This is a genomic window from Streptomyces sp. NBC_00669 (assembly GCF_036226785.1).
Taxonomy (GTDB): domain Bacteria; phylum Actinomycetota; class Actinomycetes; order Streptomycetales; family Streptomycetaceae; genus Actinacidiphila.
In genome coordinates this window covers 8,021,189-8,037,748 of sequence record NZ_CP109018.1, presented here as the reverse complement: position 1 = coordinate 8,037,748, position 16,560 = coordinate 8,021,189, and the positions used below count along the sequence as shown (strand labels likewise).

At 73.3% G+C, this 16,560-nt stretch carries 13 protein-coding genes; 5 read left to right on the top strand and 8 right to left on the bottom strand.

Annotated elements, in window-relative coordinates:
• Positions 1–207 precede the first annotated feature (207 nt).
• The 3 genes from cobT to OG896_RS33905 form a co-directional block, all read right to left on the bottom strand.
• Complete coding sequence (gene cobT / locus OG896_RS33915) at positions 208–4,101, bottom strand: nicotinate-nucleotide--dimethylbenzimidazole phosphoribosyltransferase (protein WP_329371492.1); 3,894 nt, start codon at positions 4,099–4,101, stop codon at positions 208–210.
• A 350-nt stretch (positions 4,102–4,451) separates the two neighbouring features.
• Complete coding sequence (gene cbiE / locus OG896_RS33910) at positions 4,452–5,678, bottom strand: precorrin-6y C5,15-methyltransferase (decarboxylating) subunit CbiE (protein WP_329371490.1); 1,227 nt, start codon at positions 5,676–5,678, stop codon at positions 4,452–4,454.
• A 377-nt stretch (positions 5,679–6,055) separates the two neighbouring features.
• Positions 6,056–6,745 carry a GNAT family N-acetyltransferase gene (locus OG896_RS33905; RefSeq protein ID WP_329371488.1) on the bottom strand — a complete coding sequence of 230 codons (690 nt, stop codon included), beginning with the start codon at positions 6,743–6,745 and terminating at the stop codon, positions 6,056–6,058.
• Positions 6,746–6,957: 212 nt separating this feature from the next.
• Between OG896_RS33905 and OG896_RS33900 the strand changes: the two genes are divergently transcribed.
• From OG896_RS33900 to OG896_RS33890, 3 genes are all read left to right on the top strand, one after another.
• Entirely contained in the window at positions 6,958–7,821 is an 864-nt protein-coding gene (locus tag OG896_RS33900; protein WP_329371486.1) for a class I SAM-dependent methyltransferase, read from the top strand.
• Positions 7,822–7,898: 77 nt separating this feature from the next.
• A complete protein-coding gene (locus OG896_RS33895; protein WP_329371484.1) occupies positions 7,899–8,267 on the top strand; it encodes a hypothetical protein in 369 nt (122 codons plus the stop codon).
• 163 nt (positions 8,268–8,430) lie between these two features.
• Entirely contained in the window at positions 8,431–8,856 is a 426-nt protein-coding gene (locus tag OG896_RS33890) for a hypothetical protein (RefSeq protein WP_329374438.1), read from the top strand.
• A 24-nt stretch (positions 8,857–8,880) separates the two neighbouring features.
• Here the strand turns inward: OG896_RS33890 and OG896_RS33885 are convergent, their stop codons facing one another.
• Complete coding sequence (locus OG896_RS33885) at positions 8,881–9,402, bottom strand: GNAT family N-acetyltransferase (RefSeq protein WP_329371482.1); 522 nt, start codon at positions 9,400–9,402, stop codon at positions 8,881–8,883.
• Positions 9,403–9,933: 531 nt separating this feature from the next.
• On the opposite strand from OG896_RS33885, the gene OG896_RS33880 reads away from it, so the two are divergent.
• Positions 9,934–10,602 carry a lysophospholipid acyltransferase family protein gene (locus tag OG896_RS33880; RefSeq protein ID WP_329371480.1) on the top strand — a complete coding sequence of 223 codons (669 nt, stop codon included), beginning with the start codon at positions 9,934–9,936 and terminating at the stop codon, positions 10,600–10,602.
• A gap of 279 nt (positions 10,603–10,881) precedes the next feature.
• Positions 10,882–11,847, top strand: coding sequence for a glutamate ABC transporter substrate-binding protein (locus tag OG896_RS33875; RefSeq protein ID WP_329371478.1), 966 nt, complete (start codon positions 10,882–10,884; stop codon positions 11,845–11,847).
• A 6-nt stretch (positions 11,848–11,853) separates the two neighbouring features.
• Here the strand turns inward: OG896_RS33875 and argH are convergent, their stop codons facing one another.
• From argH to OG896_RS33855, 4 genes are all read right to left on the bottom strand, one after another.
• Positions 11,854–13,329 (bottom strand): argininosuccinate lyase, encoded by a 1,476-nt coding sequence (gene argH / locus OG896_RS33870; protein WP_329371476.1) that lies wholly within the window; start codon positions 13,327–13,329, stop codon positions 11,854–11,856.
• Positions 13,326–14,522: an argininosuccinate synthase gene (locus OG896_RS33865; RefSeq protein ID WP_328461664.1), complete on the bottom strand. Its 1,197-nt coding sequence runs from the start codon at positions 14,520–14,522 to the stop codon at positions 13,326–13,328. The genes argH and OG896_RS33865 overlap by 4 nt, the downstream gene beginning before the upstream one ends.
• A 189-nt stretch (positions 14,523–14,711) precedes the next feature.
• The gene (locus OG896_RS33860; protein WP_329371474.1) at positions 14,712–15,242 is read right to left on the bottom strand and encodes an arginine repressor; all 531 of its coding nucleotides are present in this window, start codon (positions 15,240–15,242) and stop codon (positions 14,712–14,714) included.
• 16 nt (positions 15,243–15,258) lie between these two features.
• On the bottom strand, positions 15,259–16,464 hold the full coding sequence (locus OG896_RS33855; protein ID WP_329371473.1) for an acetylornithine transaminase: 1,206 nt from the start codon (positions 16,462–16,464) through the stop codon (positions 15,259–15,261).
• Positions 16,465–16,560 lie beyond the last annotated feature (96 nt).

Sequence of the window (16,560 nt, the reverse complement as noted above, 5' to 3'; positions counted from 1 at the left end):
TCAGCGCCGTTACGGTTGCGGTGCACTGCCGACCGCAGGCCGGTGACCTGCTAGGGGGACGTCCCCGCGCCCCTGACGTGGCTGACCGCCGCTGCCACCTGCGGAAGAACTCCTCGCCCACAAGGGCAAAGGGCAGGGGCGCAGCGGGGAACAGCCCGTGTTCAGGGGCCCGGGGACGGGCCGGGAGTCGTAGCGACGGGGACCCGATTACCCCTTTTCGGTGACGCCCGCGGCGTCGAACGTGGCGACCTCGTGCATCACCCGGGCCGCGCTCTGGACCAGCGGAAGCGCGAGCAGCGCACCCGTCCCCTCACCGAGCCGCAGATCGAGGTCGACCAGCGGCCGCAACCCGAGCGTGGTGAGCGCGGCGACATGCCCGGGCTCGGCGCTGCGGTGACCGGCGATGCACGCGGCGAGCACCTCGGGGGCGATCGCGCGGGCGACCAGCGCGGCCGCGCCGGCACTGACCCCGTCGAGGATGACGGGCGTACGCAGGGCGGCGGCGCCGAGCAACAGCCCGACCATCGCGGCGTGTTCGAGCCCGCCGACGGCTGTGAGGACGGCGACGGGGTCGCCCGGGTCGGGCCGGTGCAGGTCGAGCGCGCGCCGGACGACGTCGATCTTGCGGGCGTGCATCTCGTCGTTGATGCCGGTGCCGCGCCCGGTGACCTCCGCGGGGTCCGCACCGGTGTAGACGGAGACGATCGCGGCGGACGCGGTGGTGTTGGCGATGCCCATCTCGCCGGTCAGCAGCGCCTTGTTGCCCGCGGCCACCAGGTCGCGCGCGGTCTCGATGCCGACCTCGATCGCCTTGAGCACGTCCTCGCGGCTCATCGCCGGACCGGCGGTGAAGTCGTCGGTGCCGGGCCGTACCTTGCGCGGCAACAGCCCCGGGGTGGCGGGCAGTTCGGAGGCGACACCGACGTCGATGACGCAGACCTCGGCGCCGACCTGGTTGGCGAAGGCGTTGCAGACCGCTCCGCCGCCGAGGATGTTGGCCACCATCTGGCCGGTGACCTCCTGCGGCCAGGCGGTCACGCCCTGGGCGTGCACGCCGTGGTCGCCGGCGAACACCGCGACCGCGGCGGGCTCGGGGATCGGCGGCGGGCACTGCCGGGACAACCCGCTGAGCTGCGCGGAGATGATCTCCAGCATGCCCAGCGCGCCGGCCGGCTTGGTCATCCGCTTCTGCCGCTCCCACGCCTCGCCGAGCGCCTTCGCGTCCAGCGGGCGGATACCCCGCAGGGTCTCCTCCAGCAGGTCGTGCGGCTCCTCGCCGGGCAGCGCGCGGTTGCCGTACTCCTCGTCGTGGACGACCCAGGACAGCGGGCGGCGCTGCGACCAGCCCGCCTGCATCAGCTCGGGGTCCTCCGGGAACTCGTCGACATACCCGACGCACAGGTAGGCGACGACCTCCAGGTGCTCGGGCAGGCCGAGTTCGGCGACCATCTGGCGCTCGTCGAAGAAGCTGACCCAGCCGACGCCGAGCCCTTCCGCGCGGGCGGCGATCCAGAGGTTCTCCACGGCGAGCGCGGAGGAGTACGGCGCCATCTGCGGCTGGGTGTGCCGGCCGAGGGTGTGCCGGCCGCCGCGGGTCGGGTCGGCGGTGACCACGATGTTCACCGGGGTGTCGAGGATCGCCTCGATCTTCAGCTCGCGGAACTGCCGGGCCCGCGCCTTGGGCAGGGACTTGGCGTACGCCTCGCGCTGGGCCATCGCCAGCTCGTGCATCTTCTCGCGGGTCTTCTCCGAGCGGATCACCACGAAGTCCCACGGCTGGGAGTGGCCGACGCTGGGCGCGGTGTGCGCCGCCTCCAGCACCCGCAGCAGCACGTCGTGCGGGATCGGGTCGGACCGGAAACCGTTGCGGATGTCGCGCCGCTCCCGGATCACCCGGTGGACGGCGTCGCGCACGGCCGGGTCGTACGGCTCCGCGGCGGACCCCTGCGACGCGGGCGCGGCGGCGGCCGGGGCCTCCTCGGGCTCCCCGGGCTCCTCTGCCTGCGCGGGCTCGGGTGCTTCGGACACGTCCGGCTCCGCGGGCGCCGCGGGCTCCTCGCCCTGGTCCGCCTGCGCGGCGGGTACGTCCTCGGCGGCGACGGGCGCCGCGGCCGGTACGGCAACGGGCTCGGCGACGGCTTCGGCCTCCGGCTCGGCTTCGGCGACGGGAGCCGAGGCCGGGGCCGGGACGACCACGACCTCGGGTGCGGCCTCCGGTGCGGGCTGCGGCGCGGACTGCGCTGCCACCGGCTGCGGTTCGGGCTGCTGGACCGGCTCGGCGTCCTCCGGCGCCGGGGCGGCCCGGCGCTTGCCGCGGCGGCCTCGGCCGGGGGCGGCAGCCGCGGCCTGCTCAGCGGCGGCGGGGTCCGCGGCGGGCGCGGGCTCCTGCTCCGGCGCCTGCTCGGTGGGGGCTTCGGCGTCCGTCTCGGCGACAGCCGCCGGTACGGATTCGGGTGCGGGTGCGGGTGCGGCGGCGGGCGCGGGTGCCTCCGCCGTCGGGGCCACCTCCGGTGCGGCCGGGACCGGTTCGGCCTCGGCCACGACCTGCGGCGCGGGTTCCGCGACGGCCTCGGGTGCGGCCTGGGCGGCGGTCGCGACCGCCGCCGGAACCGGCGCGGCGGCTGCCTGCACGGCGGCCTGCTCCGACTGCTCCGGCGGCTGGGGCACCGCGAAGCCGCCACCCTGCGAGGCGACCGGGCCGCCCTGCGCGGGTACGACCGGCTCGGGCGTGGCCGGGACGGCCTGCGCGGCGGGTGCGGGGGCAGGGGCGGGCGCCTCCGCCACGGGCTGCGCTGTCGCGGCCGGTTCGGCCTCGGCCACGACCTGCGGCGCGACGACCGCTGCCTGCGGCTGTGCCTGCTCCTGCTCCTGCGCGACCGCCTCCGTCTGCGGTTCGGCCTGCGCCTCGACCGGCGGTTCGGCCTGAGCCGCGTCGGCCTCAGCCGCCTCGGCCTCAGCCGGGACCGGCTCGGCGGCGGCCACCACGCTCTGGGCCACCTCGCTCTGCGGCTGCTCCGGCTGTTCCTGCTGCTGGGGCTGCTCCTGCTGCGGCTGCTGCGCGGCCGCCTCGGTCGCCTGCGGCGCGGTGACCGCGCCCTGCACCGGGATCGCGGCATCGGCCGGACGCGGCACGCTGTCCGCGCGCGGGATCAACGACTGCTGCGAGGCGTCGCCGGGCGCGGCGGGCCACGGGCTGCCCGGGGTGACGACCGCGGCGGCACCGGGTTCACCGGTCTGCTGCGCGGGGATGCCGTTCACGTCGTCGCGCGGCACGTCGAGGTACTCCGGGCCGGACGTCGGCGGCCCGGCCACGGTCACCGCGGGTCCGCGGTCGGCGAGCGACCGTACGGAGACGCCGCCGCTGGGCGTGTCGGTCACCGGCGGGCCCATGTGCAGAGGACGGCGGGGCACGGCGGCCTGCTGGGGCACCGCGGGCGCCTCGTGGGGCGCGTTCCACCCGGGTGCGGCGGGCTGCTGCTGTGCCGCGTCGCCGTCGGCGGGTTCGGCCTGGGCCGCCACCGGCGGTACGCCCGCGGCCCCTTCGCCGTCGCCGGCCTGCGCGGCGGCGGGGTCGGGGTACGCGGTGAGGTCCAGTCCGGGACCGCCCTGCTGCGGCTGGACGTACTGGGCTTGCTGCGGCTGCTGGGCGACGAAGACCTGCGCGCCGTTCCCGAGCACCGGCGGCGCCATCGTCTCCAGCGGCACCTCGACCGGCACCTCCACGGAGATCGGCAGATCCATCGACGGCTGCTGCAAGGAGACCGCCTGCGGGTGCTGCCCGTTCTGGAAGTGCGCGGGCTGCTGCGCCGGTACGGGCGCGGGCGCCGGCACCGGCTGCGGGTCGCTCCAAGAGCCCTGCGGCCCTGGCATCAGCAGCACGTCGTCCTCGTCGTCGAGCACCGCGCCGGGCGGCGCCGGGTGGTCGAGGTACGCGTATCCGGGCGCGGGCTGCTCGCTCGCGGGCGCGGTCCCCCAATCCGGCTGCGGCGGCGCGCCGTTGCCGGGGAAGGCCGTGTGCGGCGGGAGAAGCGCTTCGGCGCCTGTGTCCGCGCCAGCGTTCTCCGGCAGCCCCTCGCCGGGGATCTGACCGGTGTCCGTCATGCGTGCCCCTCGCCCATCGGTTTCGCTCCTTCCAGCCGCTGCGCCCTGCCCGACCCGACCCTCTCCCTACAACAACGAGCGGGTCCGGTATGCGGCACGTCGGACACGGGCGCCCGCACTGCTCGACGGCCCGTCAACGTGTGATGACGGCACAACGATCCGTCAGCCTACCTTGGGCACGGCCGCGGTCAGGCCGGTAGTCCGCACCTCGGGACGTATCTCACACCCGCCTGGTAAGTACCGCTGCCACCAGGGGAAACGTCTTTCGCACCCGTCTCGGCGACCTTGTCGGGGGGGTTGCGCGGAGCCCCCGAACAGGGGCCTGCGGACGGCTTGTTGGCGGCCGGCGGTCAGCGCCGGGAACCACAGAGCGCGAAGCTCACCGATCGCTCACGCTCGGCCCAGTCGCTGTCCAGTTCGACCGATTGGAGCAGGGTGCGCTCCACGTCGTAACCGCCTTCGGACAGTGCCTGGGTGATCGCCTCGGCCTGGTCCCGGTTGCCGGCCGCGGTGACGATCCGCTCGGGCCGGCGGGCCGCGCAGGCGGCGGCGACCTCGGGGTCGGCGGTGCCGATCCGGACCACGTCGGGCTCGGGCAGGTCCTCCAGCGCGGTCGGCGCGGTGCCGTGCACGACCTGGAGTTGCACCCCGGTTCGGCGGGCGGTCGCGGTGATCCAGTCGCACGCGTCGGCGTCGCGGTCCACCGCGATGACGGCGGCACCGAAACCGGCCGCCTCCACCGCGAGCGAGCCGTCGGCGGCGCCGATGTCCCACACCAGGTCCCCGGCCCGCGGGCCGAGCCGGGCGAGTTGGAAGGCGCGCAGCTCCGCCGGGAGGTGGCCGCCGTACTCGGCCGCGGGCAGCGCCCAGCCGCGCACGGCGCCGGGGAAACCGGGGTCGCGGCCGGCGATCCAGCCGCCGCCGGAGTGGGTGGCGGGGCCGCCCAGCGCGGCGATGCCCTGTCCCGGGGCGGAGATCCCGCCGACCACCAGCACCACGTTCGGGTCGCGCCATATGTGGTCGGCGACCTTGTCGGAGGTGAGGACGGACACCTCTTCGTGCTCGGTGCCCAGTGCCTCGCAGATCACGAAGGTGCGGTGGACTCCCGTGAGCATCAGGGCGAGTTCGGCGGGGCCGGCGCCCGGCGCGGTGAGCACGGCGACCTTCGCGCTGGCGCGGCAGACGTTCACCGCCCGGCGCAGGGTGCGGCTGGTCGCGACGACCACGCGCGCGTCGTCCCACGGCATCCCGGCCCGGGCGAAGGCGCGCGCGACCGCGGAGACGGCGGGGACGACCTCGACCTCCAGGCCGAGTTCGGGTGCCCGCAGCGCCCGGACGACGCCGAAGAAACCCGGGTCGCCGTCGGCGAGCACCACCGCGGTGCCGCGGTGCCCGGCGACCCGGCGGGCCGCGATGTCGATACTGCCGAGCACGATCTGCTCGGCGCCCTTCGGGACGTACGGCAGCGCGAGGTGGTGGCGGGTGCCGGCCACGAGCGTGGCGGCGTCGAGCGCGGCCCGCGCCGCGCCGGACAGCGGCGAGCCGTCCCATCCGATCACGGTGACCCGGTCGGCCATCGTCGTCTGCCTCCATGGCGTGTGAGGGTCCCGCCAAACCTTAACCCGCCCCTGACCCTCCAGGGTGGTCGGTGCTGTCGGTTCGGGGACCACCTGCCGGTGACGGGTTGCGCGCGCAGTTCCCCGCGCCCCCGAGTATGTGCGGCTTCTTCCCCGAACAGAAGGCCAAGCACCCAGGGGCGCGTGGGGGTACCTCCCAGGCGAAGCCCTCGGGGAGAACCGCGCGCGCAGCAGACCACCGGCCTGCGGCCGGGCACTTGACTCGACCACAACGGCGCGTAGCCGAAGGGGCGCGGGGAACTGCGCGCCCAACCCCCGCTTACCGCAAGATCCGGGCGGAAACGCCGACGGGCACCCCGGGCGGTCCCGTTGAAGCGTCAGCGCCAGTCCGCGAAGGCGGTGTAGTCGTCCGCGTAGTTCGCCGCACCGGCATCCGCACGGCGCCCGGCGCCGGCCGACCCGCCAAGGTCCCCCGGGTAGTCGAGGTCCTCCCGGAGCAAGCTCCACACCAGCAGGTCGGTACGGACCTCGGTCCACGCCCCGGCGGGGTCCGCGTCGGGCCGGGCCCGGACGATCCCCGCGCTGCGCAGCACCCCTTCGCTGACGCACCCGATCTTCTGGGCGACCTGCTGCGACGCGGTGTTGTCCGCGGCGGTGCGCAGCTCGACCCGTTCGAAGCCCTGCTCCCGGAAGAGCCAGCGGCACACGGTGAGCACGGACTCGCAGGCGTATCCCTCGCCGCGGGCCCAGTGGGCGGTGAGGTACCCGGCCTCGGTGCCGCGGATACGCCAGTCCGTGTGCTGGAGCGTGACGGTGCCGACCAGCCGCTGGGTGAGCATCTCGGTGACGGCCAGCACCAACCCGCGGCCCTGCTCGCGTTCGGCGGGCGCGGTCCGGGTGACGAAGTCCCGCGCGTCCGCCGCGGTGTACGGCTGGGGCATGTTCGTCCACGCCGCGATCAGGTCGTCGTTCATCATCTCCACGAGTGCGGGGATGTCGTCCTCGTCGTACGGGCGCAGCACCAGCCGGTCCGTACTGAGTGAGATGTCCGGAAAGGTGGAGGTCATTCGTGCTCCGTAACCAGGGCATGGGTGGATTGCACAGCATGCAGTATCGCGCCCGGCGCGCGCCGGGCAGGGTGGGCGCGGTGCGGCGGCGTGGCGCGGGCGGCGCGGGTGAACTCGCTTCCAGGGTAGGGGGAATGGGCGGGCGACCGGGTGTCCCGCCGTTCGGTCCTGGTATCCGTGAACGTCATCCGATCCTGCTACCGTCAGCCCGCGTGAGAGTGCACCACGCAGCAGGAGTCGGCTATCAGCGGGCCGCGGGGGTCTACGAGCGCTCCCGGCCCTCCTACCCGCTCGCGGCGCTCGCCGCCCTCGCGGACGCGCTGCCGCTGGAGCGGGGCCGTACCGTGGTCGATCTGGGGGCGGGCACCGGCAAGTTCACCCGGCTGCTGGCGCTGACCGGGGCCGAGGTGCTCGCGGTGGAGCCGGTCGCGGAGATGCGCGAGCGGCTGGCCGAGCTGCTGCCCGGGGTGGCGGTGACCGCGGGCACCGCGGAGGACAGCGGGTTGCGGGCGGGGTGCGCGGACGCGGTGGTGGCGGCGCAGTCCTGGCACTGGTTCGAGGCGGACCGGGCGCTGGCGGAGGTCGAGCGGCTGCTGCGGCCGGGCGGCGCGCTGGTGCTGGTGTGGAACACCTACGACACGTCGGTGCCGTGGGTGCGGGACTACCAGGACATCTACTTCCGGCTCGCCCCGCGCGACCTGCCCAGCCCCCCGCTGGCCTCGGGCCCGGGCAGTGCGGGTGCGGGTAGGCGGACGCCCTCCGGTCCGGTTCCGGCCGCGGGGGCCGGCCTGGAGGCGCCCGGCGACCCCGCCCGCGCCTGGCGCGAGGCTTTCGCCGCCCGCCCGGGCTGGGGCGCGATCGAGGAGCGGCACTGGCCGAACCCGCACTCCACGACCGTGGCCGACGTGGTGGAGCGGATGATGTCGTCCAGCCACATAGCCGTGCTCGACCCGGCCCGGCAGGAGCGGGTGCGGGCGGAGCTCCAGGCGGTGCTGAGCGCGCACGACGCGACGCGGGGCAGCGGTGCGATCGAGATGCCGTACACCACGGACGTGTACTGGGCGCGGCACCGCTGAGCAGGGGCGGAGCAGGGGGCAGGGTACCCGGTCACCCGGGAGCGAGAGCGGTTCGGCGCCCGTAATACAGTCGTCGCATGCTCGATTGGGTCATCTGGACGGTCTCCGTGCTCGCGCTGCTGCTCGCGGCGTGGTGCGGCTGGGCCGCGTACCGCGACTCGGCGACGAAGGACTGGCACTTCGCCGGGATGGCCGTGGTCACCCTCGCGGTCCTGGTCCAGCTGGTGATCTCCATCGTCCAGCTCACCCGGGGGGACCGGCCGGAGCACGGGCTGGCGGTGTTCGTGCCGTACCTGATCGGCGCGGTCTGCGCGATCCCGGCGGCGGCGGTCATGTCGCTCGCGGAGCGCACCCGTTGGGGCTCGGCGATCGTCGCGGCGGGCGGGGTGATCCTGGCCGTGCTGGAGCTGCGGCTGGACCAGATCTGGGGAGCGGGACATGGCTGAGGGCAGCACCGGTAACACCACCGGGAACACAGTGGAAGGCAGCGACGTGACGTCACCCCAGCCGGCGGCCGAGACGGCGGCAGCGCGGACGACCCCGCAAACGGCTCCGCGAACCGCTCCGCAGGAGGCAGCGCCGGCGCCGGCGCCGGCGGAGCAGGCGAAGATCGGCACCGGACCCGGGCGGCTGCTGCTGTCGCTGTACGGGGTCTTCACGGTGGCCGCGCTGTCCCGCTCGATCGTGCAGCTCAGCACGAAGTTCCACGAGGCGCCGCTGGCGTACGTGCTGTCCGGGGTGGCCGGAGTCGTCTACGCGGTGATCACCGTGGCGCTGTGGCGGGGCGGCGAGTCGGCCCGCAAGGTGGCCCTGGTCTCCTGCTCGGCGGAGTTGCTCGGGGTGATCACCGTGGGCATCCTGACCGTCGTCGACTCCTCGGCCTTCCCCGACGCGACCGTGTGGTCCGACTTCGGGATCGGCTATGTCTTCCTGCCGATCGCGCTGCCGGTCGCCGGTCTGCTGTGGCTGCGCCGCTCCGCCCGGCAGGGGGCGGAGACGGCGCCTGTACGGCAGACCGGGACCGGCGGCGAGTAGCGCGCCCGACCGCGGCGGCGCGGGTCAGGCGGTGGCCGCGTAGCTCCCGGCGGGGGCCGGCGGCTGCGGTGCGGACTTCTCCATGTGCACCAGGCTGAGCCGGCGGTTGACCGGTTCCGCGACGCCCACCTGTTCGTACCCCAGCTTGCGGTACATCCGCTGGTGCACCTGGCTGCGGTGCCCGGTGAAGAGGCGGTAGCGCTTGGCCTCGGCTTCGGCGGCGAGGCGGTCTTCGAGTGCGGCGAGCAGGCGCCCGCCGAGTCCGTGCCGCTGCAGGCGCGGGTGGACGATGAGCTTGCCGATGCGGGCGGTGCCGTCGTCGTCGACGGCACCGCGGACGGAACCGACGACCTCCTCGCCGAGCCGCGCCACGAGGACGGTGCCTCCGGCGAGTTCGGCGCGCAGTTCGTCGAGGGTCTGGGTGAGCGGTTCGATGGTGTAGTCGCCGTAGAGCTCGGCTTCGCCCTGATAGCACAGGTACTGGAGTTTCAGGATCTTCTCGGCGTCACCGTGGTTCGCCGTAGAGATGGTCACGCTCATGCCCATGTCGCGCGGGCCTCCCCTTCGAAATCCGTCCGGGCGGGTGAGGGTGTGGTGGGCGCCCGGAACGTGTGCCTGTGCGGAGTTGATACGAATGTGCGCTCGATGTCGCCTCCGCTGGCGCCGATGATCGCACAAACGAACCGGCCGGGTACCGCTGCTGCGGTGTCCGGCACAGCGCCGCCAGGGCGGGCCGGAAGCACACCGGGACGTCGGCTGTTTACCGTGCATTACCCCGTCCCACCGGGGATTCAACCCTCCGATTCACGACCGGCCCCGGCTCGTACCGGCCGCCGGGGCGCGACCTGGGCGGCACCCGCCTGTGAGATTCCCAACTCCCGCCGCGTGCGCGGGAAGACGGCCCGGTCGCGCCGGCGCCGCGCACACGCGTCGCGGCCTGCGCGGACCCGCGGTATCCGGTGGGTGAACCCGGCGTGCGCGGGGGGCCCTGGCGGAAGTATCGTCAAGACGTACGGGCCGGTAGGGTCGGTCCGCAGGTTGACGTCCGTACGAGCCCGGAGGGGTCCGTTGTCCCGCATGTCCCGCAGCGTGCTGAAGGCGATTCTGCTGGTGCTGATGCGTGTGCTGTACCGCCCGGTGGTGGAGGGCGTGGAGCACATCCCGGCCGACGGCCCGGTGATCCTGGCGGGCAACCACGTCACCTTCATCGACTCGCTGTTCCTGTCGCTGGTGGTCGACCGGCAGGTCTACTTCATCGGCAAGGACGAGTACGTCACGGGCAAGGGCGTCAAGGGCCGGCTGATGGCCTGGTTCTTCACCACCTGCGGCATGATCCCGGTCGACCGCGACGGCGCCCGCGGCGGTGTGGCGGCCCTGATGACCGGGCGCCGGGTGCTGGACGAGGGCAAGATCTTCGGCATCTACCCCGAGGGCACCCGCTCCCCCGACGGCCGCCTCTACCGCGGCCGCACCGGCATCGCCCGGCTCGCGCTGATGACCGGCGCCCCGGTGGTCCCGTTCGCGATGATCGGCACCGACAAGGTGCAGCCCGGCGGCAACGGCATGCCGCGGCTCGCCCCGGTGAAGGTCCGCTTCGGCACCCCGCTGGACTTCTCCCGCTACGACGGCATGGACCGCGACCGCTACGTGCTGCGCGCGGTCACCGACGAGGTGATGTCCCAGGTGATGCACCTCGGCGGCCAGGAGTACGTCGACATCTACGCCACCAAGGCCAAGGCCGCGTAGCCGGGTGCGCCTGACCCTCCGGGGTTGGCCCCCGTCCGCCGGTTGAGGGACCGCTTGCCGGTGGGGAGTCGCGCAACGGTTCTCCCCCAGTGCTTCGCCTGGCAGGTCCAGCCACGCCCGCCCCCGAGTACCTTCGGCGGGGCAGGTGCCAGGACAGGAACCGCCGGGGCGCGGGGAACGTCACTTGCGGTACGGGTGACGTCACGCGGAGGAGGCCCTGTGGTCGTCGGTGCGGTAGGGCGTGGAACGGGGGCGGCCACGGCCGCCGGGTTACTGCTGGTGGTGGGTGTCCTGGGTGCGGGCGGCTGCGCCGCTCCCCCGGGGCCGGACACCACCGGGAGACGGGCGCACAGCACCGAACGCGCGGTACCCGCCGACGTGCCCGCGCAGGCACCGGCTGACGACCAGTCCTGCCACCCGCTGGAGAGCTACCGCCCCCAGGGCGCGCTGCCGCGGCCCGGGCACATGCCGGCCGGTTCCACGATGGCCGCGATCGTCAAGCGCGGCCGGCTGATCGCGGGCGTGGACCAGAACTCGTACCTGTTCGGCTACCGCAACCCGCTCACCGGGCAGTTGGACGGCTTCGAGATCGAGCTGCTGAAGCGGATCTCGACCGCGCTGTTCGGCTCGCCGAACCGTATCCAGTTCAAGACGATCTCCTCCGACGCCCGGCTCTCCGTGCTCCAGCCGGACCCGAAGACCCGTCAGTCGTCGGTGGACATCGTCATCGACTCGATGACGATCAACTGCGACCGGTGGAAGTCCGTGGCGTTCTCCACCGACTACCTGGACGCGGGCCAGCGCGTGCTGGTGCCGAGGTCGTCGACCGCGAAGTCCATCGACGACCTCGGCGGGAAGCGGGTGTGCGCGGCCTCGGGCACCACGTCGATCGACACGCTGAAGGGGCTGAAGAAGCACCCGGTGGTGCCGGTGGCGGTCAAGGACTGGACGGACTGCCTGATGCTGATGCAGCTCGGCCAGGTGGACGCGGTCTCCACCGACGACACGATCCTGATCGGGCTGGCCGCGCAGGACCCGAACACCAAGCTGATCGGCCCGCGCTTCACCGACGAGCCGCACGGCATCGCGATGCACCAGGACCAGACGGACTTCGTGCGCTTCGTCAACGGAGTGCTGGAGCGGATGCGGCAGGACGGTTCGCTGACCGCGCTGGAGAAGCAGTGGCTGGGGGCGAACGCGAGTTCCTTCGTGCCGCCGCCCAGCCCCGCCTACAAACCGGAGTGACCCGGACTACGCGCCGGAGCCGCCCGTCCCGGTGCCGTCCTTGGCCGTCGCCCAGGCGTGCTGCGCGGCCAGATCTGCCTTGACCTCGGCGAGTTGCACGGCGACCGCCGAGGGCGCGGTGCCGCCGCGGCCGTTGCGGGCGGCGAGCGCCCCCGGCACGTTGAGCACGTCACGCACCTGGGGGGTCAGGTGCGCGGAGATCTTGGCGAACTGCTCGTCGGTGAGCTGGTCGAGTTCGATGCCCTCGGCCTCGCACACCTTGACGCACTCGCCGGCCACCTCGTGCGCGACCCGGAACGGGACGCCCTGCCGGACCAGCCACTCGGCGATGTCGGTGGCCAGCGAGAAACCGGCCGGGGCCAGCTCCGCCATCCGCTCCTCGTGCACGGTGAGGGTGGCCATCATGCCGGTGAACGCCGGGAGCAGCACCTCCAGTTGGTCGCAGGAGTCGAAGACCGGCTCCTTGTCCTCCTGGAGGTCCCGGTTGTAGGCCAGCGGCAGCGCCTTGAGGGTGGCCATCAGGCCGGTGAGGTTGCCGATCAGCCGGCCGGACTTGCCGCGGGCCAGCTCGGCGATGTCCGGGTTCTTCTTCTGCGGCATGATCGAGGAGCCGGTGGAGAAGGCGTCGTGCAGGGTCACGAAGGAGAACTCCTTCGTGTTCCAGATGATGATCTCCTCGGCGATCCGGGACACGTTGATCCCGATCATCGCGGTGATGAAGGCGAACTCGGCGACGAAGTCCCGCGAGGCGGTGCCGTCGATGGAGTTGCCGGCGCTGCCGTGCTCGAAGCCGAGGTCGCGGGCGACCGCCTCCGGGTCCAGGCCGAGCGAGGACCCGGCGAGCGCGCCGGAGCCGTACGGCGAGACCGCGGTGCGCTCGTCCCACTGCCGCAGCCGCTCCGCGTCCCGGGACAGCGCCTGGGCGTGGGCGAGCACGTGGTGGGCGAAGAGCACCGGCTGGGCGTGCTGGAGGTGGGTGCGGCCGGGCATCGCCGCGTCCGGGTGTGCCTCGGCGAGGCCGACCAGCGCGTCCTGGAGGTCGGCGATCAGGCCGCCGACGATCCGGGCGTGGTCGCGCAGGTACATCCGGAAGAGCGTGGCGACCTGGTCGTTCCGGGACCGGCCGGCCCGCAGCTTGCCGCCGAGGTCGGGGCCGACCCGCTCCAGCAGGCCGCGCTCCAGCGCGGTGTGCACGTCCTCGTCGGCGATGGTGCCGGTGAAGGCGCCCGCGGCGACGTCGGCCTCCAGGGCGTCAAGACCGGCGATCATCCGGTCCAGCTCGTCCGCGGTCAGCAGATCCGCCTGGTGCAGCACCCGGGCGTGCGCCCGGGAGCCGGCGATGTCGTACGGCGCGAGCCGGAAGTCGAAGTGCACGGACGCCGACAGCTTCTCCAGCGCGGCGGACGGCCCGTCGGCGAACCGGCCGCCCCACAGCTTGAGGTCCGGCCCGCCGGTGCCGCCGTCCGCGGCTCCGCCGGTCACTGGTCCAGGTCCCGCTTGGCGGCGATCTTGCTGGACATGCCGAACAGCTCGATGAAGCCCTTGGACAGGGACTGGTCGAAGCTGTCGCCGGTGTCGTAGGTGGCGAGGTTGAAGTCGTAGAGCGACTGGTCCGACCGCCGGCCGCTGACGACGGCCCGGCCGCCGTGCAGGGTCATCCGGATGTCGCCCGAGACGTGGCTGTTGGCCTCGGCGATGAAGCCGTCCAGCGCCCGCTTGAGCGGGGAGAACCACAGGCCGTCGTAGACCAGTTCGCCCCAGCGCTGCTCGACCTGCCGCTTGTAGCGGGCGAGTTCGCGCTCGACGGTGACGTTCTCCAGCTCCTGGTGGGCGGTGATCAGGGCGATCGCGCCGGGGGCCTCGTAGATCTCCCGGGACTTGATGCCGACCAGCCGGTCCTCGACCATGTCGATCCGGCCGATGCCCTGGGCGCCGGCCCGCACGTTGAGCTGCTGGATCGCCTCCAGGACGGTGACTTCCTGGCCGTCGATCGCGACCGGGACGCCCTGCTTGAAGGTGATGACGACCTCGTCGGCCTCCCGGGGGGCGGCCGGGTCCTGGGTGTACTCGTAGATGTCCTCGATCGGCGCGTTCCAGATGTCCTCGAGGAAGCCGGTCTCGACCGCCCGCCCGAAGACGTTCTGGTCGATGGAGTACGGGGACTTCTTGGTGGTGGCGATCGGGAGGTTCTTCGCCTCGCAGAACGCGATGGCCTTGTCCCGGGTCATCGCGTAGTCCCGGACCGGGGCGATGCAGTTCAGGCTCGGCGCGAGCGAGGCGATACCGGCCTCGAAGCGGACCTGGTCGTTGCCCTTGCCGGTGCAGCCGTGGGCGACGGTGTCGGCGCCGTGCTTGCGGGCGGCGGCGACCAGGTGCTTGACGATGGCCGGCCGGGACAGCGCGGAGACCAGCGGGTAGCGGTCCATGTACAGCGCGTTCGCCTGGATCGCCGGGAGGCAGTACTCCTCGGCGAACTCGTCCTTGGCGTCGGCGACCTCGGCCTCGACGGCACCGCAGGCGATCGCGCGCTTGCGGATCACGTCCAGGTCCTCGCCGCCCTGGCCGACGTCGACCGCGACAGCGATGACCTCGGCGCCGGTCTCCTCGGCGATCCAGCCGATGGCGACGGAGGTGTCCAGGCCGCCTGAGTAGGCGAGTACGACGCGCTCGGTCACGGGTCTCTCCTTACGATGCATCCTCTGACTGGTATAAGTATGCACTCCCCCGCATGAAACGTCAAAGTGCCAGGTCAAGGTCCCGAACGCAGAAAAACCCGCGCCCCCGAAGGGGCGCGGGAAACTGCGCGAGCAACCGCGAGAGACCACAAGGTCCGGCGTCCCGCAGGGCGGGGCAGCCGGAGGGAGTCAGTCCCCTTGGGCGAGCCGCAGCAAGTGGTCGGCCAGCTTCTGGCCCCCCTCCGGGTCCCGTGAAATGAGGACCACGGTGTCGTCGCCGGCGATCGTCCCGAGGATGTCGTAGACCTCGGCCTGGTCCATCGCGGACGCGAGGAACTGGGCCGCACCCGGCGGAGTGCGGACCACCACCAGGTTCGCCGACGCCTCCGCGGAGATCAGCAGCTCCGCGGCGAGCCGCCGCATCCGCTCCTCCTTGACCGACTCCCCCAGCGGCGCCTGCGGCGTGCGGAACCCTCCCTCGGAGGGCACCGCGTAGATCAACTCACCGTCGTTCGTACGGATCTTGACCGCGCCGAGCTCGTCGAGGTCCCGGCTGAGCGTCGCCTGGGTGACGCTCAGCCCGTCGTCGGCGAGCAGCTTCGCGAGCTGGCTCTGCGACCGCACCGGTTGCCGCCCGAGCAGGTCCACGATCCTGCGGTGGCGTGCGGTACGGGTCTGCGGGACTGCCTGGCCCCCGCCATGCGCTTGCGGCTCGGTCATCGCGTACGGATCTCCGTCATTCTCCCGGTCGGTCGGCCTGTGCGGCCCGGTACACCTCGTCGAGCACACCCGGCAGCGCCTGGAGGAACGCGTCGGTCTCCGCGTCGCCCACGACGAGCGGAGGCGCCAGCCGCACCACGTCGGGCACGGCCGCGTTCACCAGGAGTCCGGCATCCTGCGCCGCCCGTTCGACCTTGGCGGACAGCGGCTCGGTGAGCACGATACCGATCAGCAGCCCGGAACCGCGCACATGATCGACCAGCGGGTGGTTCAGCGCCTCCACGCCCTGCCGCAGCTTCTCGCCCTGCCGCTTGACGTTGTCGAGCAGATCCTCGGCCGCGATGGTGTCCAGCACGGCCAGCGCGGCGGCGCAGGCGACCGGGTTGCCGCCGAAGGTGGTGCCGTGGCTGCCGGGGGTGATCAGGTCGGCGGCCGGGCCGAAGGCAACCGCGGCGCCGAGCGGCAGGCCGCCGCCGAGCCCCTTGGCGAGGGTGACGACATCGGGCTCGACGCCCTGCGCCAGGCACTCGAACCAGTGGCCGGTCCGCCCGACGCCGGTCTGCACCTCGTCGAGCACCAGCAGCGTCCCGGTGGCCGCGGTGATCTCCCGGGCCGCCTGGAGGTAGCCGGCCGGCGGCACCACGACGCCGTACTCGCCGAGGATGGGTTCGAGGATCACCATCGCGGTGTCGGTGCTCACCGCGGCGCGCAGCGCGGCCACGTCGCCGTACGGCACGTGGGTGACGTCGCCGGGCAGCGGCTCGAAGGCGGTGCGCTTGGCGGGCTGGCCGGTGAGCGCGAGGGAGCCCATGGTGCGGCCGTGGAAGGCGCCCTGGGCGGCCACCACATGGGTGCGGCCGGTGAGCCGGCCGATCTTGAAGGCGGCCTCGTTGGCCTCGGCGCCGGAGTTGGCGAAGAACACCCGGCCCGGGCGCCCGAAGTGCTGGAGCAGCCGCTCGGCGAGCTGGATGGTCGGCTCGGCGAGGAAGAGGTTGGAGATGTGGCCGAGCGACCCGATCTGCCGGGTGACCGCCTCGACCACCGCCGGGTGGGCGGTGCCCAGCGCGTTGGTGGCGATGCCGCCGACGAAGTCGAGGTACTCCTTGCCGTCGGCGTCCCAGAACCGGACGCCCTCACCGCGGGCGAGGGGCAGCCGGGGGACGCCGTAGCTGTTCATCAGCGCGCCCTGCCAGCGCTGGGCCAGCTCCTTGTTGCCGGTCACCGTGCTCCCCCTTCTGCGGACGTGTCCGCGGTCGCCGTGCCTTCGGAAGTCGCCGCGCCGTCGGAATCGGGCGCGGAGCCGAGCGTGGAATCCAAC

What these genes read in the sequence shown, in the direction of transcription:
- cobT (WP_329371492.1), bottom strand. Translation starts at nt 4,101, where the DNA reads ATGACGGACACCGGTCAGATCCCCGGCGAGGGGCTGCCGGAGAACGCT.
- cbiE (WP_329371490.1), bottom strand. Translation starts at nt 5,678, where the DNA reads ATGGCCGACCGGGTCACCGTGATCGGATGGGACGGCTCGCCGCTGTCC.
- OG896_RS33885 (WP_329371482.1), bottom strand. Translation starts at nt 9,402, where the DNA reads ATGGGCATGAGCGTGACCATCTCTACGGCGAACCACGGTGACGCCGAG.
- OG896_RS33905 (WP_329371488.1), bottom strand. Translation starts at nt 6,745, where the DNA reads ATGACCTCCACCTTTCCGGACATCTCACTCAGTACGGACCGGCTGGTG.
- OG896_RS33880 (WP_329371480.1), top strand. Translation starts at nt 9,934, where the DNA reads ATGTCCCGCAGCGTGCTGAAGGCGATTCTGCTGGTGCTGATGCGTGTG.
- OG896_RS33895 (WP_329371484.1), top strand. Translation starts at nt 7,899, where the DNA reads ATGCTCGATTGGGTCATCTGGACGGTCTCCGTGCTCGCGCTGCTGCTC.
- OG896_RS33860 (WP_329371474.1), bottom strand. Translation starts at nt 15,242, where the DNA reads ATGACCGAGCCGCAAGCGCATGGCGGGGGCCAGGCAGTCCCGCAGACC.